We start from the raw sequence: 24,551 nt of genomic DNA on the forward strand, positions 1-24,551 counted from the left end.
CCGGCGGCGACGGCGTCTTGATCCACAGCAGGTGATGCCCTGGCCCTGCGGGCCAGGGCCAATTTTCGACGTGCTATACACTCCATGTATACATTTCATGTATAGACGGCATGTATACGTGGGGTGCATACGGACCGAAAGGGATCCATGTACGGCAAGGCATTCGCCCCGGAGTACCAGGGCGCCCTCACCACCCTCTCCGTGAACTCCTCACTCACCGACGTACTGGCCGCCGGTACACGGGAGTTGAGAGCGGCCGAGCGGGCCGGGCTCCACGGTGAGGTGGCCCGCTCCGGGCTCGCGGTCGCCGAGGCGCACCGCCGGCTGGGGCAGGTCGGGGACGCCGACCGGGCGTGGAAGGCGAGTTACCGTGCCGCCCGGGCGGCCGGGGACACGGCGGCGATGGCGTGGGCGCTGTGGAGCGGCGGCACCCTGGCCCGGCAGCGGGGTGCCTTCCCGCTGGCCTGGCGGCTGCTGGGGCTCGCCGCCGAACTCGGCGAGGCGGGCGGCGACGTCGTCGTACGCGGCTACTCCCTTGCGGGACTCGCCGAGACCGGCCGCATCCAGGGCGACTACGAGGCCGTCCGCAGGCTGCACGAGCAGCTGCTGGCCGAGGCGCGGCGGCGTGGCGAGGCGCGGCACACGGTGTGGGCGCTGGAGGGCATCGCGCAGATCCACCGCAACACGGGTGAGTACGACACGGCGTACGCCCTGTTCGAGGAGGCGGCCGGCATAGCCGCGCGCGCCGAGGACCGGCGCGGTCACGCGTGGGCGCTGCGCGGGCTCGCCGACATCGTGTCCGTGCGGGACGGGGACGTCGAGCGGGCGCTCGGGCTGCTGTCCGAGGCGGAGACGACCTGCCGTGCGATGAAGCTGTCCAGCGCACTGGCCTACAACCACAAGATGCGCGGCAACGTGCTGTACCGGGCGGCGCGTTACGACGAGGCCCGTGATCTGTACGAGCAGGCGCTGGCGGAGTTCCGTGCGATGAGCGAGCCGCGCGGGGAGGCGCTGGCGCGGCTCGGGCTGGCCAAGTCGCTGGCCCGACTGGGCCGTGACCGGGCCGAGACGGCGGCCGAACTCGCCGAACTGGCAGATGAGCTGGGGCGAATCGGGTTGCGGCACGCGCGGGAGATGGTGGCGCGGGCGCAGGAGGAGTTCGGTGTCGGGGCGGAGGCCGTACGGTGACGGCGCTTCCCGCGGCGTTGACGGCGCCGGCCGACGCTCCCGAAGTCCTTGACCGCTGCCGTGAGTTGGTGCGACCCGCGCTGGTGGAGGCCGTCGGGCGGATGCATCCTTGGGTGGGTGAGATGGCCGCGTACTCCTTCGGCTGGTGCGAGGTGGGCGGTGCGCCGGCCGTCGCGTCCGGCGGGAAGGGCCTACGGCAGGCGCTGGCCGTGCTCGGGGCCGAGGCGGCGGGCGCACCCGGGCGGGCCGGAGTGCCCGCGGCGGTCGCCGTGGAGCTGGTGCACACCTTCTCCCTCCTCCACGACGACATCATGGACGGCGACGCGGCCCGGCGCCGCCGCCCCACCGTCTGGAAGGCGTACGGCACCGGACCCGCCGTCCTGGCGGGGGATGCGCTGTTCGCGCTGGCCGTCGAGACCCTCGCCGCCGCACCGGGCGGGCCACACGCCGTGCGGGTGCTTTCGGCGGCGCTGGGTGACCTGGTGCGCGGCCAGGCGGACGACCTGCTGTTCGCCGCACGCCCGTGGACGGGGCCGCAGCGGGTGCGGCCGGAGGAGTACCGGGCGATGGCCGAGCACAAGACGGGCGCACTGCTCGGCTGCGGCGCCGCACTCGGCGCGTTGCTCGGCGGTGCGGCGCCCTCGGTGGTCGACGCCCTCGACCGGGCCGGGCGCCACCTCGGGATCGCCTTCCAGGTCATCGACGACGTCCTGGGCATCTGGGGCGATCCCACGGTCACCGGGAAGCCCGTGCACGGCGATCTACGGGAGCGGAAGAAGACGTTCCCGGTGCTTGCCGCACTCGACTCCGATGCCCCCGGGGCCCAACGTCTCGCCGCACTTCTGGATGCGGGCGGGGACCCGGAGGAGGCGGCCGCGCTGATCGAGACGCTGGACGGCCGGTCGGTCGCGCTGGCCGAAGCAGAGGGTCACATCGCCGCGGTGGAGACGGCTCTCGCCGACGTGGCCCTGGAGGCACGTCCGGTGCACGAGCTGCGATCGCTGCTGGAGTATCTGGTGCGGCGGGATCTCTGAAACCCCAAATGGTTTGACCTGCGCCGTCTCTCGCGTCAGGGTGCGAAGCGGCGCGGGCCGTCGCCCCCGTGCCGGAAAGGGTTGCCGTGTTGATCGGGATCTCCGAGGTCGAAGCCGCGGCCGAGCACATCGCCGGGCACGTCGTGCGTACGCCGACGCTGCCGAGCCCGGGACTGGCCGACCTGCTCGGCGTCCCGGTCACAGTCAAGCTCGAACTGCTGCAGCGCACCGGGTCGTTCAAGGCGCGCGGGGCGACGGCGAAGCTGCTCTCGCTGAGTGCCGGCGAGCGGGCCGCCGGAGTCGTGGCGGTCAGCGGCGGCAACCACGGGATCGCCCTCGCGGTCATGGCGGCCGCCCTCGATGTGAAGGCCACGGTGGTCATGCCGCGGTCGGCGCCCGCCCGTTCCGTCGAGATCGCGGAGGCCGCCGGGGCGTCGGTGCGGCTGGCCGCCGACATGGGTGAGGCGTTCGCGCTGATGAAGCCGCTGCAGGAGGAAGGGCTGACGCTGGTCCATCCGTTCGACGATCCGGTGGTCGTCGCCGGGCAGGGCACCGTCGGACTGGAGTTCGCCGCCGACGCGGGTGACGTCACCGACGTGCTCGTCAGCATCGGAGGCGGCGGACTGATCTCCGGCGTCGCGGCGGCCCTGCGGGACCGGCGGCCGGACGTGCGGATCTGGGGCGTGGAGACCGAGGGCGCCCAGGCCATGTCCCAGGCGCTGGCGGCGGGCGGCCCGGTGCCGGTCGCCCTGTCGTCCATCGTGACCACGCTCAGCGCACCGTCCGTCTCGCAGCTGACCTACGACCATGTGTCCGCGCTGGTCCACGAGGTGCTCGTGGTGCCGGACCGGGAGGCGGTGCAGGGCACGCTGGACCTCGCCGACCACGCCAAGGTATGGGCGGAACCCGCGGCCGGCTGTCTCCTGCCCGCGGCCCGGCAGGTCCTGGAGCGGGTCGGTGAGGGCGCCCGGCTCGGGCTGGTCGTGTGCGGGGGCAACGCGACGACCGGCGATGTCATGCAGTGGGCGACACGCTTCGGACTGCGCTGAGTTTCGGTCGTTGCCCTCTGAATGCTGTCCTTGAATTCCGGTCAGGATAACGGGACTTCCATGAATTCCCGCAACGGCACATGAACAAATGCCCGCGGGCACCGATGATTTGCGGATCCTTTGAACGCACCCCGTCGCACTCCTCGTACCTCTGTGAAAGGTGTGACCCAGGGGTTCGACGAGGGATGGCCATGGTCAAGGCGCATGTCTTCACGCACGAGTTGGTCGCCGGAAGGTACCGGCTCGTCGATGTCGTCCACCAGGAGACGAACCGCATCTGCTGGTACGGCAAGGACGTCAACGTCGGGCGAGCGTATCTCCTCACCCAGATCGTCCTCCCGGACGACCCGGACGGCGATGCCGCGCCCCGGGCGACCGCCCGCATCATCCGCATGTCCGAGACCATGGGGCTGATGTGCCCCGGCGCGGTGGCGACGGTCGTCGACGCCGTCGAACAGGACGGCACGCTGTGGACCGTCACCGAATGGATCGACGGGACGCCCCTGGGTGAACTCGTCGCCCAGCAGGGCATGTTCAACTATGTGCGGGCGGCCCGTATCGGGCTGGAGCTGCTCGACGTGCTGGAGGCGGCACACGGCGAGGGCATCACCCACGGCGAACTCAGCCCGGGCCAGATCCATGTGCAGGACCGGGGTTCCGTCGTGGTGAACGGCTTCGGCCTGGCCGGGGCGACCCTCGCACCGCGACTCACCGCGCCGTCGTACGCCTCCCCGGAACAGGCCCGCGACGAGCGCATCGGACCGGCGGCCGACCTGTGGGCGCTGGGCGCGATCCTCTACACGATGGTCGAGGGACGCCCGCCGTTCCGGGACCGGGACCGGCCCGAGGCCACCTTGAAGGGCGTGGACCGGCTTCCGCTGCGCACTCCGGTGCACGCCGGGCCGCTCGCCCCGACCGTGCAGGGGCTGCTGCGCAAGAACTCCAGGGAGCGGCTGACCCGTCCGGTGGTCCGCGAGGCGCTCACCCGTCTCCTGACCGAGGATCCCGACATGCCGGCGGGCAGCGTGGCGCGGCCCCGGCTGCGCGGTGTCTACACCGCCGCCTGGCATGCGACGCCCGGGTGGAGCAGACGCACCATGGCCGTCGGGACCGCGCTGGCCGTCGTCACGGTGACGGCCGCTGTGCTGGCCGTGACCGATCAGCTGCCCGGTACCGGCACGTCCGCCACCGACACAGCGCCGCAGCCGTCGGTGTCCGCGACCGCGTCCGCCACCCCGCCGGACAGCCGCACCGACGGCAGGAACGCCGGCCCGTCCGCGTCGCCCACGCCCACGACGTCACCGACGACCTCCGCCCCGTCGCCCTCGTCCTCCCCGCCGGCCACCGCACTTCCGCAGGGCTTTACCCGCTACACCGCACCCGAGGGCTTCTCCGTCGCCCTCCCCAAGGACTGGAAACGGGTGCACACCTCACGCGTCGGCGACCTGTCGTACCGAGTGACGTTCGGCGCGGACGGCGATCCCCGCGCTCTCGCGGTCACCTACAGCACCGTCGCGGGCCCCGACCCTGTCGCCGTCTGGCGTGACGACGTCGAGCCCCAGTTGGAGAAGGAGGACGGCTTCCAGCGGATCGGCGAGATCAAGGCGACGACGTACCAGGGCTACAAGGGCGCCGACATGGAGTGGCTCTCCGATGTCGACGGCACACGAGTGCGCACCTTCGGGCGCGGCTTCCTGCTCGGGAGCGGCCGCAGCTTCTCGCTGCGCTGGACGACTCCGGCCGCCGACTGGAACGACTCCGCGAACCGGCAGGCGCTGGACACCTTCCTGCGGACCTTCCGGGTGTCGTCAGGCTGAGGGGCGTGGCGCGCGCATCGCGCGCAGCGGGGGGCCGTGCAGCGGAGTGGTGTGCCACCGTGCCGTGAAGGTCCGGTCCGGCAGCGAGCATGTCACGGTCAGCCGGTGCGGGGTCTCAAGGAGCACGACGTCCACAGCGAGGGTGTCCGCATCGGCCCATCCGCCGCTCACCGCGGTGGGGAGCGGCTCGTCGGCGACGGTCCATCCGGGTGCGCCGAACCGCAGATCCAGCGGGTGGCCGTCCTCGGTGAGCCTGAGCTCCCAGCCGTCCGTGCCTGGTGTCACCCGGACCGCCGTCAGCTTCGGCCGGTCCGCGCAGACACCGCCGTACGGTGTGAACTCGGCGCCCGACCAGCCCTGCGCCCACTCCGGCGGTATCGGCTTCCCGGCGGCCGGGGGCAGCGCGAGTCGCGCCAGCCGTTCCCGCAGGGCCGCGTCCTCGTGCTCCCGGCCCGGCAGCGGTTCGGGGCCGAAGGCCGGCAGGAGGTGCTGCCAGACCAGATCGAGCAGCTGCTGCATCTGCTCGGTCGCCGCCGTCGTCGCGATCACCGCGTCGTGCTCGGGCAGCACCAGGCAGAACTGCCCGTACGCGCCGTCGCCGCGGTAGCCGTGCCGGGAGGTCCAGAACTGGAAGCCGTAGCCCTGCTGCCAGTCCGACAGCGCTCCCGCGGCCGTGCCGTCGCCGTTGTCGATGTGCGGGCGGGTGGCCTCGGCCACCCAGCCCTCGGGCAGCAGCCGCTCGCCCTCCCACACCCCGTCCTGCAGATACAGCTGCCCGAGCCGGGCGACGGCGTCGGTGGTGGCATGCAGCCCGCTGAAGCCCAGTTCGCGTCCGGCCCGGTCGCGCAGCCAGGCCGCGTCACCGATGCCGAGCGGGTCCAGCAGGCGCGGGCGGAGGTATTCGGTCAGCGGTCGACCCGTGACGCGCTGCACGATCGCGGCGAGGGTGTACGTCGCGGGCTGGTTGTAGGCGAAGACGGTCCCCGGGTCCCGCTCGGGCGGGACCAGCAGGAAGCCGCGCACGAGTTCTGTCCGGTCGGTGGCGCGCGCCCGGTCGAGGGTCTCCGCCTCGTGCCCGCTCGCCATCGACGCCACATGCCGCACCAGCATCGCGCGGCTGCGCAGGTCGGTGATGTCGGCGTCGAACTCCGGGAAGTACGAGATCACCGGGTCGTCGAAGCGAAGCAGCCCCTCGGCGGCGGCGATCGCGGCGGCCGTCGCCGTGAAGCTCTTGCTCAGGGAGTACAGCAGGTGCGGGCGTTCGGGGGCGTACGGCGCCCACCAGCCGGAAGCCACCAGGCAACCGTGCCGCATGATCATCAGGCTGTGCGGCTCGATGCCGGAGGCGGTGTCGAGGGCGTCGAGGAAGGCGTGCACGCCGACGGCGTCGACGCCCTGGGCGGCGGGGGTGGCGGCGGGCAGCGGGCGAGCACTCATGGAGGCATCCTCCCCGGTGAGGGAAGCGTCGCCCAGGGGGCGACGTGTGAGTCCGGATAGGCTGCCGGTCTGCACTTCTGCAGCCCGAACAGCTTTGCACAGGAGAGTCATCCGTGACCCTAGCGATCGTCCCGTCCGAGACGTCCCCCGCCCCGCTGTCCGACCTCGTCGCGCGGGACGCGCGCGAGTTCGGGGTCTATGCGCGGACCGGAGGATGGGCCTTCGGCCTGATGGTGGCGCGCAGCGTACGGCCCGGCGGTCAGGGCGCGGAGGAGACGCCCAAGGTGTCCGCGAAGGAGTTCGCGGAGCTGGCCGGGTGCTCCCCCGAGCGCGTCATGCGCTACTACAAGGCCTGGGACCGGGCCGCCGACGACGGCATGGTCCCGCATTTCGAGGCGCTCGCACCGGGCCAGGAGGTGGAGCTGCCGGACGCCGACGTATGGCTGAGCTACTACGTCTCCCGCAACAGCGCGACCTCCGAGCGCGGCACCGCCATCGCGGAGGCCGCCGAGGCCGAGGGCATCCGGCCGACGAAGGCGCTGGAGGTCGCCGAGAACCCCACCGCCCTGCGCGCCGCGATCCTCGCCGACCCCTCCACCGCCCGGGCGGCACGCCAGGCGCTCCTCGACCGCGTCCGTGAAGACCCGGAGCTGCAGGCCGAGTTGGCGCGCGACGTCGTACGCACCGACGACCTCAAGAAGGCCGTCGCCACGGAGAGCCGGTCGGCCGACCGGATCGGCTACGTCCGTCAGATCGCCGAGTCGGGCCAGGTCAAGACCCCGGCGGGACAGACCATCGACGCGCCGGTCGACCTGCGCCAGGAGGCCGAGCGGCATCTGTCGCTCATCGACGAACTCGAGGACGACGAGGACACCGGCGACTGGGCCTCCGAGGCCTACGACACCATGAAGTCCCTCGTCGCCGAGGCCGTGGAGGCCGATCCCGAACTGCGCGTGCAGGAGCGGCGGACGAAGTTCTACAGCAGCCTGCAGAAGGCGACGAAGGCGTTCGAGGAGCTGACCTTCGACGATGTGCAGGACTTCGTCGAGGACGACATGGTCCAGCGCCTGGAGGAGCTCCAGCAGGCCATCGTCATGTGTCTGAGCGCGCTGCGCGGCGACAAGGGCTGAGGATCCCGGCCCGGGCGGGGCTGAGTAGCCGTACTCATGCCGCCGTCCACCCGCTCGGCCAGCATGGGGGCTCCCGGACAAGGAGCCCCCATGACTGCTGTCCTGCACTCCGCCGTCCCGCGGAGGCAGCTGCCCGCCCTGCTGGCCGTCGTCGTGGTGGTCGGGCTCGCCGTGTCGGCCTGGGGCGCGCGGGATCGCACCACCTGGTTCCTGGAGACGGTGTGGGCACTGGTCGGGCTGCCGCTGGTGGTGCTGACCTGGCGGCGCTTCCCGTTGACCAACCTGCTGTGCTGCCTGCTGGCCGTGCACGCGCTGGTCCTGGCGGTGGGCGGCCACTACACCTACGCGCAGGTGCCCGTAGGCGACTGGGTGCGGGACACCTTCGGCCTGGACCGCAACCCGTACGACCGCTTCGGCCACCTCATGCAGGGCTTCGTACCGGCGGTTCTGGTACGGGAGTTGCTCAGCCGTACCTCGCCGCTGCGCGGCAGCCGCTGGCTGGCCCCGCTGACGGTGTGCGCGTGCCTCGCCTTCAGTGCCGTCTTCGAGATGCTGGAGTGGCTGGCCGCGGTGACCGGCGGGCATTCCGCGGATGCGTTCCTGGCCACGCAGGGCGACGTGTGGGACACGCAGTGGGACATGTTCTGCGCGCTGATCGGCGCCACCGTCTCGGTGCTGGTCCTCTCCCGCCCGCACAACCGGCAGCTCGACACGCTGGAGCTCACCGCGTCGAATGGCGGCGCCAGGCCCACAGCGGCACCGCGTACCAGCACAGCGCGTACCACGCGGCCACTCCCGTGACGATCCAGGGCACGGCCGCGTTGTGGGTCGCAACCCACAGGATCAGCAGGAGCGCCAGGCCCGGGCCGTGCACGGTCGGCGGCTGCTCGGGCGATCACCGGGCGGTGACGCCGACCGTGCCGGGCTCGGCGCGGTCTACCAGCGGGCTTCCACCTGGTCCTTGATCCGCCGGTCGTAGAGGTCGCGGATCGCGGTGAGTGTCTCGTCCGTGAGCTGCGGGAGCCTGGCGGCGGCCGCGTTGGCGCGGGCCTGCTCGGGTGAGCGGGCGCCGGGGATCACGGTGGTGACGCCGGGCTGCTGGACGATCCAGCGCAGGGCGAGCTGGGCCGGGGTGTACCCCTCGGGGGCGAGGGAGGCGAACTCGGCGGCGGCCTCGACGCCCGTGGTGTAGTCGACGCCGGAGAAGGTCTCGCCCACGTCGAAGGACTCGCCGTGCCGGTTGTAGGTGCGGTGGTCGTTGTCGGGGAAGACGGTGTCCTTGGTGTACTTGCCCGACAGCAGGCCGGAGGCGAGCGGGACGCGGGCGATGATGCCCACGCCGGCCTCCTGGGCGGCCGGGAGGACCTCGCGCAGCGGCTTCATGCGGAAGGCGTTGAGGATGATCTGGACGCTCGCCACACCCGGGCGGGCGATCGCGGTCAGCGCCTCCGCGCAGGTCTCCACGCTGACGCCGTACGCCGCGATGCGCTCCTCCTCGACCAGGGTGTCCAGGGCGTCGAACACCTCGTCCGTGGAGTAGACGGGCGTGGGCGGGCAGTGCAGTTGTACGAGGTCGATGCGGTCGACGCCGAGGTTGCGCCGCGAACGGTCGTTCCAGGCGCGGAAGTTGTCGAGGACGTAGTTCTGGGGGATCTGCTCGACGCGGCGGCCCATCTTCGTGGCGACCATCACATGCAGGTCAGGCCGGCCGCTGAGGAACGCGGCGACGGTCTGCTCGCTGCGCCCGTCGCCGTACACGTCGGCAGTGTCGAAGAAGGTCACCCCCGACTCGGCCGCCGCCTCCAACACTGCCAGGGCTTCCTTGTCGTCGACGTCTCCCCAGTCGGCGCCCAGCTGCCACGTCCCGAGACCGACGACGGATGCGTGCTGACCCGACCTACCGAATGTGCGCTCGTCCATGGCGTCAGTCTGTCATCCGTCATGCCTGGGTACGGAACCGGCCGCTCCGGAGCGTCACCTGTGAATCATTCACTCACACGAGTGATCTGATTCGACAGGAATCCTGTACCTGTCAAGGTCCCTCTAGCGTGAACCCGTGACTGATCGTTCAGTGAGCAACTTCCCGTCCGGGCCGTCGGCGAACGGGCCCTTGGGCCGCCGCGGCTTTCTGCTGGGCGCGGCGGCGCTGGCCGCCGTGCCCGTCCTGATCGCGGCCGATCCGGCGGTCGCCGCGCAGGAACTGCCGGACTTCCCGGCGGATGTCGCCCTGTACCGCTCGGCGTACCGCAACTGGGTCGGCGAGATCACCGCCGTCGGGCTGTGGGCCTGTGCTCCGACCGGCGCGGATGAGGTGGTCGAGGTCGTCAACTGGGCCTGCCGGCACGGCTGGAGGGTGCGGGCCCGGGGTTCCGCGCACGGCTGGTCGCCGCTCACGATCACCGAGGGCACCGCGTCGGACGCCCCCGTCCTCCTCGTGGACACCGCGCCTCATCTCACCGGCCTGTCGCTCGACTCGACGGCCGCGGTGCGGGCCGGCACGGGCGTCACACTGGAGGCCCTGCTCACCTATCTGGAGGAGCACGGCCTGGGGGTCACCGCCGCCCCCGCTCCCGGCGATCTCACCCTGGGCGGCGCGCTGGCCATCGACGCGCACGGCACCGCCGTACCGGCGCAGGGCGAGGAGCGGCTGCCGGGGCACACGTACGGCTCGCTCAGCAATCTGGTGCTGTCGCTGACGGCGGTGGTCTGGGACGAGGCCTCGGGCGCATACGTCTTACGGACCTTCGACCGCGACGAGGCGGACTGTGCCGCCCTGCTCACCCATCTCGGGCGTTCGCTGGTGACGGAGGTCGTGCTGCGGGTGGGCTCGAACGTCAATCTGCGGTGCGTGAGCCGTACGGACATTCCGGCCGCCGAACTCTTTGCGGCGCCGGGCAGCGAAGGGCGCACTCTTGCCGGCTACTTGGAGCAGTCGGGGCGGGTGGAGGCGATCTGGTTCGCGTTCACCGAGTACCCGTGGTTCAAGGTGTGGAGTGTGGCGCCGACCCGGCCGCTCACCTCGCGGCAGGTGACATCGCCGTACAACTACCCGTTCTCCGACAACGTCCCGACCGTGGTGGCTGACCTGGTCGGGCGCATGACCTCGGACGCGGCTTGGTATCTGGCCCCGGTGCTGGGCAACGCACAGTACGACGTGGCCGCGCTCGGGCTGGTGACGACGTTGTCCGCCGACATCTGGGGACCCTCCAAGAACACCCTGCTCTATCTCCGGCCGACCACGCTGCGGATCAACGCGAACGGCTACGCCGTGCTCACCGGCCGGGCCCAAGTGCAGCGCGTGGTCGCCGAGTTCACGTCCTTCTACCGGGAGCGGGTCGCCGCGTACGCGGCGCTGGGGCGGTTCCCGGTGAACGGTTCGGTGGAGATCCGGGTGACCGGCCTCGACGACCCGGCCGATGCCGAACTGGACGGTGCCCGCGCCCCGTTGCTGTCGGCGCTGCGGCCGAGCGACACGCACCCGGAGTGGGACACGGCGGTGTGGCTGGACGTCCTGACGCTGCCGGGCACGCCGTACGCGGAGGCCTTCCTCCGTGAGCTGGAACGGTTCCTGCTGCGCACGTTCGACGGGGAGCATGCGCTCACCCGGGTCGAGTGGTCCAAGGGCTGGGCCTACACGGACGAGGCCGCCTGGAGCGACGAGGAGGTACTGGGCACGGCGATTCCCGTGTCGCTGGGCGAGGCGGCGTGGGGACAGGCGGCCGGGATCCTGGACCGGCTCGACCCGCACCGTGTCTTCGGCAACGGGTTCCTCGACCGGTTGCTGCGTTAGCCGGTTGCCGGTGCCGGGGGCCGCTGACCGGGCCGGCTTCGCGCCAACCTTCTCCGCGTACGACGGGACCAGGCTCGCTTACCAAGCTTTCGGGGAGGACGGCCGCCGGTGATCCGTCGGCATGGATCTGCTCGGGCATTCGGCCGGCACGAATCCCGCCGTGCTGTACGCGGCCCGGCACCCGGAGCGGGTGGGCAGGCCGGCGCTGATCACGCCGGGCGTCCTGGCTGTCGGGATCGACGTCCCCGGGGAGGTGCGGCACGAGACCGCGCTGCTGCGCCGCGACGAGCCGTGGTTCCCGATGGCATTCGCGGCCCTGCAGGCCATCAGCCTGGCTCGACGGCCCCGAGCGGTTCGTGGCTACGGCTGCGGGTTTCCTGCGCCGGGTGTGAGGTGCGCCTGTACCGCGGGCGCGTACCGGTCGACGATCTCCTCCAGTGCGGCTCCCCGCACCCGGGCGCCGCGCGCGATGCCGTACATCACCCCGAGGCCCAGCAGGTTCGCGACGGCCAGCTCGGCGCGCAGGCCCGCGTCGGGGCCGGGCAGTCGTTCGGTGAGGCGTTCGGTGACCTGGGTGCGGAAGTTGGCGCGCAGGATGTCGCCCTGCGCGCCGTGCAGGGGAGCGAAAACGATCCGCAGGAGCGGGTCGGCGCCCTGCTGCGACTGGCTGACCAGCACATGTCGGACCATGTGCCGGCCGAGCTCGTCCAGTGGGGCGTCGAGCAGGGCGTCGGCGTCGGTCTCGAAGGACATGACGCGGGCGAAGAGGGTGTCCTTGTTGCCGAAATACTTCAGGATCAACGGCGGGCTGACACCGGCTCGTTCGGCGACCGCTTTGAGGGTGATGTCGGCGTGTGCGTGCCGGGCCAGCAGGTAGCGGGCCGCCTTGAGGATGGCCGCCTTGGTCGCCTCGGCGTCCCGGCGGGCGGGCGCGGACGTGGTGGGGGGAGTGCTCACAGCACTCATGCTCCCTCCAGGGCCTCGTCGCGGGGGTCCCGGGTGCGTCCGCGGGCCCGGCGTGTCCCGCCCGTCGCGGGGTCGCCGGGGATGGTCAGGGCCGCGGCACTGGCCGCCAGGGCGACCGCGCCGGCCATCCCGAAGGCGAGCAGATAGCCGTGCAGGGTGGGCACGGGGGCCCCGCCGACCGGGCTGGTGTGGTGGACGAGCACCGCGGCGACGGCGGCGCTGGAGGTGGCCTGGCCGATCGTGCGCATCAGGACGTTGACGCCGTTGGCGGAGGCGGTCTGTTCGGCGGGGACGGCGCGCAGGATCAGGGTGGGCAGGGCCGAGTAGGCGAGGGTGGTGCCGGTGGCCACGACCGTCGCCCCCAGGATGATCATCCAGAGGTCGCGGCTGTCGGCGATGCGCACCGCGTAGCCGCAGGCGATGACCGCGGCCCCGAGTGCCAGGGTGATGCGGGGGCCGCGGGCCGCGGAGATCCGGGCCGAGAGGGGTGAGAACACCAGCATGGTGACGCCGCCGGGCAGCAGGCACAGGCCGGTCTCCACGATCGACAGTCCGAGCCCGTACCCGGTGGCCTCGGGTGCCTGCACCAGCTGGGCGGTGACCAGCGAATTGGCGTAGAAGGCGAATCCGGTGAGCAGCGCCGCCACGTGGGACAGGCCCACGCGTGGCCGTGAGACCAGCCGCAGGTCGACCAGCGGGCCTTCGGTACGCAGTTGCTGCCACCACCACAGGGCCAGGACCACGACGGCGCCTAGGAACAGGCCGACGACGCGCGCGCTGCCCCACCCCCACTGCCCGCCCTGCGAGACCCCCAGCAGGAGGCACACCAGTCCGGCGGCCAGCCCCAGTGCGCCGAGCACGTCGAAGCGGCCGGGCTGCCGTACGGGCGATTCCCTGACCGCCCACCACACCGCCGTGACGCCGAGTGCGCCGAGGGCGCCGGTCAGCCAGAACATGGTGTGCCAGTCGGCGTACTGCACGACCAGTGCGGCCAGCGGCAGGCCCAGGGCGGCGCCGATGCCGACGGTGGAACTCATCAGCGCCACCGCTGAGCCCCGGCGCTCCGGCGGCAGTTCGTCCCGCAGGATGCTGATCGAGAGGGGCACCACGGAGGCGGCGGCGCCCTGCAGGGCGCGGGCCGCGATGAGGACGACGATGTCGGACGACAGGGCGCAGATCACCGAGCCGACGGTCATCAGGGCGAGGGCCGCCGTCAGCACCCTGCGCTTGCCGTACATGTCGCCGGCCCGGCCGAGCACCGGGGTGAGCACGGCGCCGGACAGCAGAGTCGCCGTGACCATCCAGGAGACCGTGCCCGCGGAGGCACCCGTCAGCCGCGGCAGGTCGGGCAGCAGCGGTACGACGACGGTCTGCATGACGGCCATGAGGATGCCGCCGAACGCCAGCACCGGAACGGTGAGCCGGCCGCGCAGAGCCCCGGCTGTGGAGGTCCGGGGTATCGGGCCTGGCTGATCCATCGGCACTCCAGCGACGGTCCGGTGAAAAGGGGGTGAATGGCAATTCACCATAGCCGGTGAATTGCCATTCACCCAAGAAGGCGAGGTTGCCGCGACGTCAGGTGCCCTTGCTGGGGGTGCGGCCGGCGAGCCACAGGATCGCGTCAGTTTCGTGAGGTGAGCCAGGCCACTGGCTGCGCACACGCCCGCCAAGGACCACCCGGAACGGCCGGGCGACGAGAAGGAATTCCTCCTTCCGGGGATCGCGAGGCCCCTCCCACGGCAAGATCATCTTCGTTCACCCTTGTACAACATGTCGGCAATTGTCCTGATCGCAGCCAACCGCTCTCGACGGATTTCTCCCGCTCTCGGCAGGGCCGATAGGCATTCGGGGTCGTCAACCGAACGAACCCTGGAGATCCCTCATGCCGGCCCTCACCCGACGCCGCGCGCTCACCGCGGCGGCCGCCCTCACCGCGGCTGCCGCCGCCCACACCGCCGTCGCCCCTGCCGCATCCGCCGCCGACCACCAGCACCACGGCTCCCCCGAGCCCTTCGACGAGGTCTACAAGGGCCGCCGGATACAGGGCCGGCCGGGCTCCATGGGCGGCCACCACCACGGCATGGGTTACGCCGTCCTCGTCGACGGGGTCGAGCTGCACGTCATGCAGAACGCCGACGGCACCTGGATCAGCGTGGTCAGCCACTACGCCCCGGTGCCCACGCCGCGCGCGGCCGCACGGGCCGCCGTCGACGAGCTGCAGGGCGCCCGGCTCGTCCCCTTCCCCGCCAACTGACCCGTCCCGCAAGCACCTTGGGAGCACCCGCACCATGACCGTCCGCAAGAACCAGTCCGCCCTGACCGCCGACGAGAAGCGGCGCTTCGTCGCCGCCGTCCTCGAACTCAAGCGAAACGGCCGCTACGACGCCTTCGTCACTACCCACAACGCCTTCATCCTCGGCGACACCGACAACGGCGAACGCACCGGCCACCGTTCGCCGTCCTTCCTGCCCTGGCACCGCAGATTCCTGGTGGAGTTCGAGGGCGCGCTGCAGTCGGTGGACTCGTCGGTCGCGCTGCCGTACTGGGACTGGAGCACCGACCGCTCGGCGCGTTCGTCGCTGTGGGCGCCGGACTTCCTCGGGGGTACCGGACGCGCCCGTGACGGGCAGGTGACGGACGGCGCATTCGCCGCGTCGGCCGGAAACTGGCCGATCAATGTGCGGGTCGACGGGCGTACGTTCCTGCGTCGTCAACTGGGTGCGAATGTACGGGAGTTGCCGACCCCGGCCGAGGTCGAGTCGGTGCTGTCCGAAGTGGTGTATGACATGGCACCGTGGAACAGCGGCTCGGACGGTTTCCGCAACCACCTGGAGGGCTGGCGCGGAGTGAACCTGCACAACCGCGTCCATGTGTGGGTCGGCGGCCAGATGGCCACGGGGGTCTCCCCCAACGACCCGGTGTTCTGGCTCCACCACGCCTACATAGACAAGCTGTGGGCCGAGTGGCAGCGGCGCCATCCCGGCTCCGGCTATCTGCCGACGGGCGGGACTCCTGACGTGGTCGACCTCGGCGAGACGATGAAGCCGTGGAACGACGTGCGGCCGGCCGACATGCTGGACCACACCGCCCACTACACCTTCGACACCGACTGACGGCGCGGCCCTAACCGGCCTCCGCCGTACGGCACTCCGGGTGCCCCCAGCCCTGCGCGTTCTTGGTGATGGGCTCGCCGGCCGCGTAGGAACGGCCGCAGAGGCAGCGGCCGGGGAACTTCGCCTTGATGGTCCGGGAGGACGAGCCCCCGCGCTGCCCCGACGCCGCCGGCTTGCGGCGCGGTGCGCTCGACTTCGGGGTGTCCGGGGAGGGCGGCGGCGCCGCCGATCCGAGCGCGCTGCCCGCGGGCTCCTGGACCTTTGCCGCCTGGCTTGCGGCGCGGTCGGCGAAGTCGTTCAGGGGGTCGCCGTCGACCTGGTGGGCGGGTACGTAGCGGAAGTCGACGGAGCGGCCGTCGAGCAGTTCGTCGATGCGTACGACCAGTTCCTGGTTGGCGACCGGCTTGCCGGCGGAGGTCTTCCAGCCGTTGCGCTTCCAGCCGGGCAGCCAGGTGGTGACGGCCTTCATGGCGTACTGCGAGTCCATGCGGACCTCGAGCGGGACGCCAGGGTCGGTCGCCGCCAACAGGCGTTCCAGGGCGGTGAGTTCGGCGACGTTGTTGGTTGCCTTGCCGAGCGGCCCCGCCTCCCAGCGGGCCGGGGTCTCGGAGTCGTCGGAGACCACCCATGCCCAGCCCGCCGGTCCCGGATTTCCCTTCGAAGCCCCGTCGCACGCGGCCACCACACGTTCACGCATGGGCTCGATCATGCCACGGGCGGCCGGGGCGCTCGACCACCGTCCGGAAGGCGGCCTCAGACGTCCTTCGTCTTCGGCAGCTCTCCCTCGGTCCTCGAGATGTCGATCACCGAGAAGCTCGCGCCCTGCGGGTCGCTCAGCGCCGCGAAACGGCCGTAGGGGCTGTCCATCGGCCCGAAGCGCAGGACACCGCCGAGCTTGGTTGCCTTGGCGACCGCGTCGTCGCAGTCAGGGACGACGAAGTAGAGGTTGACGTAGGACGGCACCTCGGGCGGGAACTCGTCGCCCATCTTCATCCGGCCGAGGACCGTGGTGTCGCCGAGGTTGAACATGCGGAAGTCGACATTGTCGTCGACGATCTGCTGGGCCGTGTAGGGGAAGACGGCGCTGAAGAACGCGTCGGCCTTCTCGGGTTCACGGGTGAAGACCTCGGCCCAGCCGTAGGCGCCCGGCACTGCGGTCGCCTCGAAGCCCTCGTGGGTGCCGCCCTGCCACACACCGAAGACGGCGCCGCTGGGCTCGCGGGCGATGCACATGGTGCCGAACTCGCCGACCTGCATGGGGTCCATCAGCACCTCGCCGCCGTTCTGACGGATCTTGGCGGCGGTGGCGGCGGCGTCCGGCGACGCGAAGTAGAGGCACCACTGCGACTGGGCCTCCTGGCCCGGCATCGGCGGTACGACGGCGGCGACCGCCTTGCCGTCCACGTAGGCCTGGGTGTAGTTGCCGTACTCCGACGACGCCTCGCCGAAGGTCCAGCCGAGGACGTCGCCGAAGAAGCTCTTCGCTCCCTCGACGTCGCCGAACATCGCATCGGCCCAACAGGGGGTTCCCTCAGGTTGTACGGCCATGACTGTGGCCCTCTCCCGAATCGGTGGATGGTCCGATTCCTCACGCTAGTCATCCGTCCGTCGAAGCGCGCGCCGAACGTCCGGGTCCGTTTCAGACTGGAAGGGATGGGGTTTCGACGCTGCGGACGGGGTGCGGGATGGCGGACGGGACGATGCGCGCGTGGTCGGTGGTGACGCCGGGGCCGGTCGAGGAGAGGGGCCCGAGTCTCGTCTCGAAGCCGGTGCCGGTGCCAGGGGACGGCGAGCTCCTCGTGCGGGTACGGGCGTGCGGGGTGTGCCGCACCGACCTGCACGTCGCCGAGGGGGATCTGGCGGTGCACCGGGCCGGGGTGACGCCCGGGCACGAGGTCGTGGGCGTGGTGGCCGGGCTCGGGGCGGGGGCCGACGGCTTCGCGGCCGGGGACCGGGTGGGGGTGGCGTGGCTGCGGCACACGGACGGCACTTGCGTGTACTGCGCGCGCGGGGCCGAGAACCTGTGCCCGTCCTCGCGGTACACCGGCTGGGACGCCGACGGCGGTTACGCCGAGTACACGACCGTGCCTGCCGCGTTCGCCTACCAGCTGCCGGACGCCATCGACGACATGGCTCTCGCGCCGCTGCTGTGCGCCGGGATCATCGGCTACCGCGCGCTGCGGCGTGCGGCGCTGCCGCCGGGCGGACGGCTCGGTCTGTACGGGTTCGGGGGCAGCGCCCACCTGTGTGCGCAGGTGGCACTGGCCGAGGGCGCCACCGTGCACGTCCTGACGCGCGGGGCGGCAGCCCGGCAACTGGCACTCGACCTGGGCGCCGCCTCGGCGCAGGACGCATACGCCGCGCCGCCGGAACCGCTGGACAGCGCGATCCTGTTCGCACCGGTCGGCGACCTGGTCCCGGTCGCGCTGCGGGCCCTCGACCGCGGCGGCACGCTGTCGATCGCCGGCATCCACCTGAGCGACACACCGCCCCTGCACTACGAGACCGATCTGTTCTACGAGAAACAGATCCGCAGCGTCACCTCCAACACCCGCGAGGACGGCCGCGCCTTCCTGGCCCTCGCAGCCCGGCACGGCGTCCACGCCACCACGCACCCCTATCCCCTGTCGCGGGCCGACGAGGCACTGCGGGACCTCAAGGCGGGGCGCTTCGACGGGGCGGCGGTGCTGGTGAACGACCTGTAGCGAGGGGTGCGGAGGGGGCGCGCGTGGTGGGGCACCAGGCGTGGGAGTGCGGCGGCCCCGGCGCACTGCCTCGTTTGCGCGGTTTGCGTTACCGGACGGTGAAACCGCCCCCTTCGCGCCGTACCGGGAGATCACCGCGGCTGTTTGCCTTGTACAGGCGGCGCGGGACTGTCGTCCGCCACGACGTCGCCTTCATCTCCGACCACTCCGCTCACTCCTGTACATCGCCGTGTGCATCCCCAGGGAGGGAATGTGTCCGCCCCCGAAAGCGCCTCCGGACCCGCCACCGACGAACCCGCCCCCGATCCCGACGGTGAGGGGCAGCTGACCAGTCTCAGCACCCGGGCGGCGCGCCAGCTCGCCACGACGACCAAGTCCGAACCGCAGATGCAGGCCATCAGCTCGCGCTGGCTGCTGCGGACGCTGCCGTGGGTCGACGTCAAGGGCGGCACCTACCGGGTCAACCGGCGTCTGCAACTGCGGATCGGGCGCGGGCGGGTGCAGTTCGAGCAGAACGGCGCCGACGACATCAAGGTCATCCCCGAGACGCTCACCGAACTGCCGGTGCTGCGCGGCTACCCCGACACCGACGTCCTCAGGGAGGTCGCCACCCGCTTCCGGGTCCGGGAAGTGCGGGCCGGGCAGGTGCTGTTCGAGGCCGGGCAGCCGGTCACCGAGGCCTATCTCGTGGTGCACGGCAAGTTCACCCGCTACACCGCAGGCAAGTACGGCGAGGAGGAGATCACCGGGGTCGTCGCCGACGGCGACCAGATGGGCGACGAGGCCATCGGACAGTCCGACCCGCTGTGGCTGAGTTCGGTGCGGGCGGAGACGGCCGGGGTGCTGCTGGTGCTGCCCTGGGACGTGGTCACGGAGCTCACCGACCGGGTGCCGTCCCTCGCCGCACACCTGGAGGCGTACGCCACGCAGCAGCGGCTGCCGATGAACCGCAAGGGCGAGGCCGACGTCCCCGTGCAGGCCGGCCATGTCGGCGAGCCCACGCTGAACGGCGGCTTCGTCAACTACGACCTGGCACCGCGCGAGTACGAGCTGTCGCTCACCCAGACCGTGCTGCGGGTCCACACCCGGGTCGCCGACCTCTACAACAACCCGATGAACCAGACCGAGCAGCAACTGCGCCTGACGATCGAGGAGATCCGCGAGCGCCAGGAGTGGGAGCTGGTCAACAACCGGGAGTTCGGGCTGCTGCACAACGTCGACTACGGCCAGCGCGTCAGCACCTTCACCGGGCCGCCGACCCCGGACGACATGGACGAACTGCTCTCCATGCGCCGCAAGACCAAGGTGTTCCTCGCCCATCCGAAGGCGATCGCGGCCTTCTTCCGGCAGTGCAACCGGCGCGGCCTGGTGCCGGGCACTGCGACCGTCGAGGGGCATGAGATCCCGGCCTGGCGCGGTGTCCCGATCTTCCCGTGCAACAAGATCCCGGTCAGCCGCGATCACACCAGCAGCATCATCGCGTTGCGCACCGGGGAGTCCGACCAGGGGGTGATCGGGCTCTACCAGACCGGCATCCCCGAAGAGTTCCAACCGGGCCTGAACGTACGGTTCATGGGCATCGACACGGCCGCGATCATCCGCTACCTGGTGACCGCCTACTACTCGCTGGCCATCCTGGTCCCGGACGCGGCCGGGATCCTGGAGAACGTCCAGATCGGCCGGACGGCCGACTGAGGGTGGAGTACGGAATGAGCGCGCCCGCTTCCTCGTCCTCGCTGCCGGGACCGCCCGACCTGGCCCGCACCCTGCGCACCCGGCGCAGCGGGGCGATCCCCGGGCTCAAGTACCGGCAGGTCGCCCCCACCGACCCGGAGAAGGCCGAGGAGGTCGACCGCAGGCTGGAAGCCTGGGCCCACGGCCTCGACCTGTTCCCCAAGGCTTGGTCGGGGGACTTCTCGGGCTTCCAGTTCGGCCGGGCGGTGGTGCTCCAGCATCCGGCGGCGGCCGACCTGGAACGCCTGACCGTCGCGGGCAAGCTGCTGCTGGCGGAGAACCTCGTCGACAACCTCTACTGCGAGGAGGACGAGGGCAAAGGAGGCTCGTCGCGCGGCCTCGGCGGCCGGCTGATCCTGGCCCAGTCGGCCCTCGATCCGTATCACGGCACCCCCGGCCTGCAGGAACAGGCCATGCACGGTGTACAGGCCGACGGACCACTGCGCTCGTACCACTGGGCGCTGAAGGACTATGCCGTCGTAGCCACCCCGAGCCAGACCGACCGGTTCGTGCACGACATCGCCCGGCTGCACCTCGGCTATCTCGCCGAGGCCGCCTGGTCGGAGATCCGGTACGTGCCGCAGGTGTGGGAGTACCTGGTGATGCGGCAGTTCAACAACTTCCGCCCCTGTCTGTCGATCGTCGACGCCGTGGACGGCTACGAACTGCCCGAAGCGGTCTACGCCCGCCCGGAGATCCAGCGCATCACGGCACTCGCCTGCAATGCGACCACCATCGTCAACGACCTGTACTCCTTCACCAAGGAGCTGGCGAGCGACCCCACCCACCTCAACCTGCCGCAGGTCGTCGCCGCCAACGAGCGGTGCGGGCTGAAAGCGGCCTATCTCAAGGCCGTCGAGATCCACAACGACATCATGACGGCCTTCGAGGACGAGTCCGCCCTCCTGTCCGCCACCTCACCCCTGGTGGAGCGCTATGCCCGGGGCCTGTCCGACTGGGTGGCCGGCAACCACGAGTGGCACGCCACCAACACCCACCGCTACCACCTGCCCAACTACTGGTAACCACCGCTCTGCTGACGTTCTGTCAGACACATCACGAGGAGCCATAGTTGACCATCGCCCCCCACGCCGACACCACGCCGGCACCGGTGCCGACCCAGTCCACGTACCAGACCCGCGTCGCGGACTACTGGAACGCCGAGGAGAACCCGGTCAATCTCGAACTCGGCAAGATCGACGACCTCTATCACCACCACTACGGCATCGGCGCGGCCGACTGGTCCGTGCTCGACGAGTCCGACCCCGACCTGCGCCGGGAGCGGATCACCACCGAACTGCACCGCCTGGAACACGCCCAGGCCGAACTCCTCGCCGGCCACCTCGGCCCCCTCTCCCCCGCCGACCGCGTCTTCGACGCCGGCTGCGGGCGCGGCGGCGGCAGTGTCGTGGCGCATCTGCGCTACGGCTGCCACGCGGACGGCGTGACGATCTCCGCGAAGCAGGCCGCCTTCGCCAACGAGCAGGCCCGCAAGCGCGACATCGACGACCGGGTGCGCTACCACCACCGCAACATGCTCGACACCGGCTTCGCGACCGGTGGGTACGCGGCGTCCTGGAACAACGAGTCGACCATGTACGTCGAGCTGGAGCTGCTGTTCGCCGAGCACGCCCGGCTGCTGCGCCGCGGCGGGCGCTATGTGGTGGTCACCGGCTGCTACAACGACACCTACGGGCGGGCGTCCCGCGAGGTGTCCCAGATCAACGCCCACTACATCTGCGACATCCACCCGCGCTCGGAGTACTTCCGGGCGATGGCCCGCCACCGTCTCGTCCCCGTCCACGTACAGGACCTCACGGCCGACGCCATCCCCTACTGGGAGTTGCGCCGACAGGCCGAGCACCTGGTCACGGGCATCGAGGACACGTTTCTGAACGCGTACCGGAACGGCAGCTTCCAGTACCTGCTGATCGCGGCCGACCGGGTCTGATCCCCGCTCGCACGCCGTGGGTACTTCCCGCGCCGGGGCGCACGCTCCGGCGCGGGCCCGTGCGGTGAATGCCGTATCCCCGCATCGCACGAGCCCGCGCCGGAGTTCCCCCGGGCGGCTCCCCCCTTGAACCGTGGGCATTTACTGTTCTACCTTCGCAACATGGTCGGGGCATCAACGCCCGCTCATCAGCGGCACAACGAGCGGACGGCAGACGGTCCGGGTGATGCGGAATGCGACCGCACCTCGCTCTGATCGAGGACGATCCCGACTTCGCACTGATGTGCCGTTCCTATCTGGAGCGCGCGGGCTTCACCGTCACCTGGGCCATGGACGCGCGCGCCGGAAAGGCCGTCCTGTACGAGGGCGGCGTCGATCTCGCCGTCCTCGACCTGGGGCTGCCGGACGGCAGCGGTCTGGAACTGCTGCGGGCGCTGCGGTCCACGAGCCGGCTGCCGGTCATCGTCGTCACCGGGCGGGGCGCGGAGGCCGACCGGGTGGCGGGCCTGGAGATCGGCGCGGACGACTACCTGGTCAAGCCGTTCTCGCAGCGGGAACTGGTGGCCCGTATTCACGCCGTACTGCGCCGCTCGCAGCCGCCCGAGCTGCCGACCGTGCTCCAGGTGGGCGCGCTGCGCGTCGACTCGGCGGCCCGCCAGGCGTCCGTCGACGGTGTCCTGCTGATGCTGCGCCCCAAGGAGTACGCACTGCTGGAGATGCTGGCCGCGGCGCCGGGCCGGGTGTTCTCTGCGGAGCAGCTGCTGGAGCGGATCTGGGGCACCTCCTGGCAGCAGGCCGCGACCGTGGTGGAGCACGTGTACCGACTGCGCGGCAAGCTCGCGGGCCTGCCCGCACCGGCCCCGCGGATCACCACCGTACGAGGCTACGGCTACCGCCTCGATCCCTGAGTCACCGCTTCGGCCGCGGAGGTCCGACCATGCCCGATGTGCCGGACTTCCGGAGCCTGTTCGACGCGACGCTCTCCCCGCTGCTCATCCTCAGCCCCGACTTCACGATCGTCGAGGTCAACCGGGCCTATCTCACGGCGACCCGCACGGAGCGGAGCATCGTCGGGCACCCGATCTTCGACGTGTTTCCCGACAACCCGGCCGACCCGTCCGCGGACGGCGTCACCAACCTGCGCCGTTCCCTGGAGACGGTGGCGGCGAGCGGCCGCACGGACACGATGGCGCTGCAGCGCTACGACATCCCGGACGGCGAGGAGGGCGCCTTCACGGAGCGGTACTGGAGTCCGGTCAACACGCCGGTGCTCGGCGACGACGGGCGCGTGCGGTACATCATCCACCGGGTCGAGGACGTCACGGAGTTCGTGCATCTGCGCAAGGTGGGGCGGGAGCAGCAGCGGGCGGTGGCCGATGCGCAGATGCGGGCCGAGGGCATGGAGATCGACCTGTTCGTGCGGGCGCGGGAGATCCGCGAGGTGAACGAGCAGCTGAGCCGGGCCAATCACGACCTGGACGCGGCGGGCCGCAGGCTGCGGGAGGAGCAGCGGGCCAAGGACCGGTTCATCGCCACGCTCTCGCACGAGCTGCGCAACCCCCTCGCCGCCGCCACCGCGGCCACCGAACTGCTGGCCCTCGACATGCCGGACGGCCATCCGGCGCTGTCGGTCCTGGAGCGGCAGCTGGGCACCCTCGCGCGGATGAGCAACGACCTGCTGGACGGCACGCGGGCGGTGACCGGACACCTTGAGCTGGTGTGCGACCCGGTCGATGTGCGGTCCGTCGTGCACGGTGCGTGCGCCGATATCCGGGGCCTGTTCGGACACGAGGGCCGCACGCTGGGCGTCGTCCTGCCGGCCGAGCCGGTGATGGTGGACGGCGACCGCCTGCGGCTGGCCCAGGTGCTGACGAACCTCCTGTCCAACTCGCTCAAGTACACCCGGCCGGGCGGACACACCGAGGTCGGCCTGACGGCCGCCGGCGGGCAGGCCCGGCTGACCGTGCGGGACGACGGCATCGGCTTCGACCCCGACCGGGCCGAGGAGCTGTTCGGGGTGTTCATGCGGGCGGCACCGGCCGGCCCGGACACCCCCGAGGGCCTGGGGCTGGGGCTCGCGGTGGCGCGGACCGTGGTGGAGCTGCACGGCGGACGCATCACCGCGCACAGCGACGGCCCGGGCAAGGGCGCGTCCTTCGCGGTGCTCCTGCCGACGACCGACGCCACGGCTCCGCGGCAGGGTCGGCCTGCGGCCGTCCGGAGCGCCACTCGCCGGCTGTCCCTCCTGATCGTCGAGGACAACGTGGACCTGGCCGCGACCTACCGCACCCTGCTGGAACGCCAGGGCCACCAGGTCACGGTGGTGCACACGGGCCGGGACGCCCTCGCCGCCGCCGAGGCCGGCGCCTTCGACGTCGTCCTGTGCGACCTGGGCCTGCCGGACATCGACGGCTACGCGGTCGCACGCGCCCTGCGCGCGCGGCCGGACGGCGACAGGCTGCGCCTCATCGCGGTGTCCGGGTTCAGCCAGGGCACCGACCGCGCGCTGTCCCGGGCGGCCGGGTTCGACGCCCACCTGGCCAAACCGCTGCCGCTGACCGATCTGCTGGATGTCCTTCAGCGGCTGGAGCGGCAGGACCGCGCCTGAACTCACCCGCGTGTCTTCCGCGTTGGGCC

General features: G+C 71.4%; 21 protein-coding genes. 15 read left to right on the forward strand and 6 right to left on the reverse strand.

The annotated features are described in order from the left end of the window. The first annotated feature begins 147 nt into the window (after positions 1-147). The 4 genes from P2Q00_RS04350 to P2Q00_RS04365 all read left to right on the forward strand — a co-directional run bounded on the left by P2Q00_RS04350 (position 148) and on the right by P2Q00_RS04365 (position 5,088). Entirely contained in the window at positions 148-1,188 is a 1,041-nt protein-coding gene (locus P2Q00_RS04350) for a tetratricopeptide repeat protein (protein WP_275769728.1), read from the forward strand. Further along, positions 1,185-2,222: a polyprenyl synthetase family protein gene (locus tag P2Q00_RS04355; protein WP_275769729.1), complete on the forward strand. Its 1,038-nt coding sequence runs from the start codon at positions 1,185-1,187 to the stop codon at positions 2,220-2,222. Before P2Q00_RS04350 ends, P2Q00_RS04355 begins: the two co-directional genes overlap by 4 nt. 89 nt (positions 2,223-2,311) lie before the next feature. After that, entirely contained in the window at positions 2,312-3,271 is a 960-nt protein-coding gene (locus P2Q00_RS04360) for a threonine/serine dehydratase family protein (RefSeq protein WP_275769730.1), read from the forward strand. Positions 3,272-3,456: 185 nt separating this feature from the next. Next, a complete protein-coding gene (locus tag P2Q00_RS04365; RefSeq protein WP_275769733.1) occupies positions 3,457-5,088 on the forward strand; it encodes a serine/threonine protein kinase in 1,632 nt (543 codons plus the stop codon). Here P2Q00_RS04365 and P2Q00_RS04370 read toward each other — a convergent pair. Next, on the reverse strand, positions 5,080-6,525 hold the full coding sequence (locus P2Q00_RS04370; RefSeq protein ID WP_275769735.1) for a serine hydrolase domain-containing protein: 1,446 nt from the start codon (positions 6,523-6,525) through the stop codon (positions 5,080-5,082). The genes P2Q00_RS04365 and P2Q00_RS04370 overlap by 9 nt on opposite strands. 113 nt (positions 6,526-6,638) lie before the next feature. Between P2Q00_RS04370 and P2Q00_RS04375 the strand changes: the two genes are divergently transcribed. Next, positions 6,639-7,655, forward strand: a complete 1,017-nt coding sequence (locus P2Q00_RS04375) for a hypothetical protein (RefSeq protein ID WP_275769737.1) — start codon at positions 6,639-6,641, stop codon at positions 7,653-7,655. 90 nt (positions 7,656-7,745) lie between these two features. Then, positions 7,746-8,456, forward strand: a complete 711-nt coding sequence (locus P2Q00_RS04380) for a DUF2238 domain-containing protein (RefSeq protein ID WP_275769740.1) — start codon at positions 7,746-7,748, stop codon at positions 8,454-8,456. Positions 8,457-8,591: 135 nt separating this feature from the next. Here the strand turns inward: P2Q00_RS04380 and P2Q00_RS04385 are convergent, their stop codons facing one another. Then, positions 8,592-9,575, reverse strand: a complete 984-nt coding sequence (locus P2Q00_RS04385) for an aldo/keto reductase (RefSeq protein ID WP_275769742.1) — start codon at positions 9,573-9,575, stop codon at positions 8,592-8,594. Positions 9,576-9,711: 136 nt separating this feature from the next. On the opposite strand from P2Q00_RS04385, the gene P2Q00_RS04390 reads away from it, so the two are divergent. After that, positions 9,712-11,445, forward strand: a complete 1,734-nt coding sequence (locus P2Q00_RS04390) for a cholesterol oxidase substrate-binding domain-containing protein (RefSeq protein ID WP_275769744.1) — start codon at positions 9,712-9,714, stop codon at positions 11,443-11,445. A 360-nt stretch (positions 11,446-11,805) separates the two neighbouring features. Here P2Q00_RS04390 and P2Q00_RS04400 read toward each other — a convergent pair whose 3' ends face one another. Beyond that, positions 11,806-12,411 carry a TetR/AcrR family transcriptional regulator gene (locus tag P2Q00_RS04400; protein WP_275769745.1) on the reverse strand — a complete coding sequence of 202 codons (606 nt, stop codon included), beginning with the start codon at positions 12,409-12,411 and terminating at the stop codon, positions 11,806-11,808. Next, positions 12,408-13,889, reverse strand: coding sequence for an MFS transporter (locus P2Q00_RS04405; protein ID WP_275769747.1), 1,482 nt, complete (start codon positions 13,887-13,889; stop codon positions 12,408-12,410). The genes P2Q00_RS04400 and P2Q00_RS04405 overlap by 4 nt, the downstream gene beginning before the upstream one ends. Positions 13,890-14,293: 404 nt before the next feature. On the opposite strand from P2Q00_RS04405, the gene melC1 reads away from it, so the two are divergent. After that, positions 14,294-14,665, forward strand: a complete 372-nt coding sequence (gene melC1 / locus P2Q00_RS04410) for an apotyrosinase chaperone MelC1 (protein WP_275769749.1) — start codon at positions 14,294-14,296, stop codon at positions 14,663-14,665. Positions 14,666-14,699: 34 nt separating this feature from the next. Further along, entirely contained in the window at positions 14,700-15,524 is an 825-nt protein-coding gene (gene melC2, locus P2Q00_RS04415; RefSeq protein ID WP_275769752.1) for a tyrosinase MelC2, read from the forward strand. 10 nt (positions 15,525-15,534) lie between these two features. On the opposite strand, the gene P2Q00_RS04420 is transcribed toward melC2, so the two are convergent. Then, positions 15,535-16,233, reverse strand: a complete 699-nt coding sequence (locus P2Q00_RS04420; protein ID WP_275769754.1) for a ribonuclease H family protein — start codon at positions 16,231-16,233, stop codon at positions 15,535-15,537. A 44-nt stretch (positions 16,234-16,277) separates the two neighbouring features. Continuing rightward, positions 16,278-17,072: a VOC family protein gene (locus P2Q00_RS04425; protein ID WP_275769755.1), complete on the reverse strand. Its 795-nt coding sequence runs from the start codon at positions 17,070-17,072 to the stop codon at positions 16,278-16,280. A 152-nt stretch (positions 17,073-17,224) separates the two neighbouring features. Here P2Q00_RS04425 and P2Q00_RS04430 point away from each other — a divergent pair, with 152 nt between their 5' ends. The 6 genes from P2Q00_RS04430 (at position 17,225) to P2Q00_RS04455 (ending at position 24,522) form a co-directional block, all read left to right on the forward strand. Further along, complete coding sequence (locus tag P2Q00_RS04430; RefSeq protein WP_275770721.1) at positions 17,225-18,229, forward strand: zinc-binding alcohol dehydrogenase family protein; 1,005 nt, start codon at positions 17,225-17,227, stop codon at positions 18,227-18,229. A gap of 252 nt (positions 18,230-18,481) precedes the next feature. Then, a complete protein-coding gene (locus P2Q00_RS04435) occupies positions 18,482-19,924 on the forward strand; it encodes a family 2B encapsulin nanocompartment shell protein (RefSeq protein ID WP_275769758.1) in 1,443 nt (480 codons plus the stop codon). Positions 19,925-19,938: 14 nt separating this feature from the next. Then, positions 19,939-20,988, forward strand: a complete 1,050-nt coding sequence (locus P2Q00_RS04440) for a family 2 encapsulin nanocompartment cargo protein terpene cyclase (RefSeq protein WP_275769762.1) — start codon at positions 19,939-19,941, stop codon at positions 20,986-20,988. Between the two features lie 47 nt (positions 20,989-21,035). Next, positions 21,036-21,914: a geranyl diphosphate 2-C-methyltransferase gene (locus P2Q00_RS04445; protein WP_275769764.1), complete on the forward strand. Its 879-nt coding sequence runs from the start codon at positions 21,036-21,038 to the stop codon at positions 21,912-21,914. Between the two features lie 233 nt (positions 21,915-22,147). Next, entirely contained in the window at positions 22,148-22,822 is a 675-nt protein-coding gene (locus tag P2Q00_RS04450) for a response regulator transcription factor (protein ID WP_275769766.1), read from the forward strand. A gap of 29 nt (positions 22,823-22,851) precedes the next feature. Further along, positions 22,852-24,522, forward strand: coding sequence for a hybrid sensor histidine kinase/response regulator (locus tag P2Q00_RS04455; RefSeq protein WP_275769769.1), 1,671 nt, complete (start codon positions 22,852-22,854; stop codon positions 24,520-24,522). Positions 24,523-24,551 lie beyond the last annotated feature (29 nt).

This window comes from Streptomyces coacervatus (assembly GCF_029223485.1).
In the GTDB taxonomy this organism is placed as follows: Bacteria; Actinomycetota; Actinomycetes; order Streptomycetales; family Streptomycetaceae; genus Streptomyces; species Streptomyces coacervatus.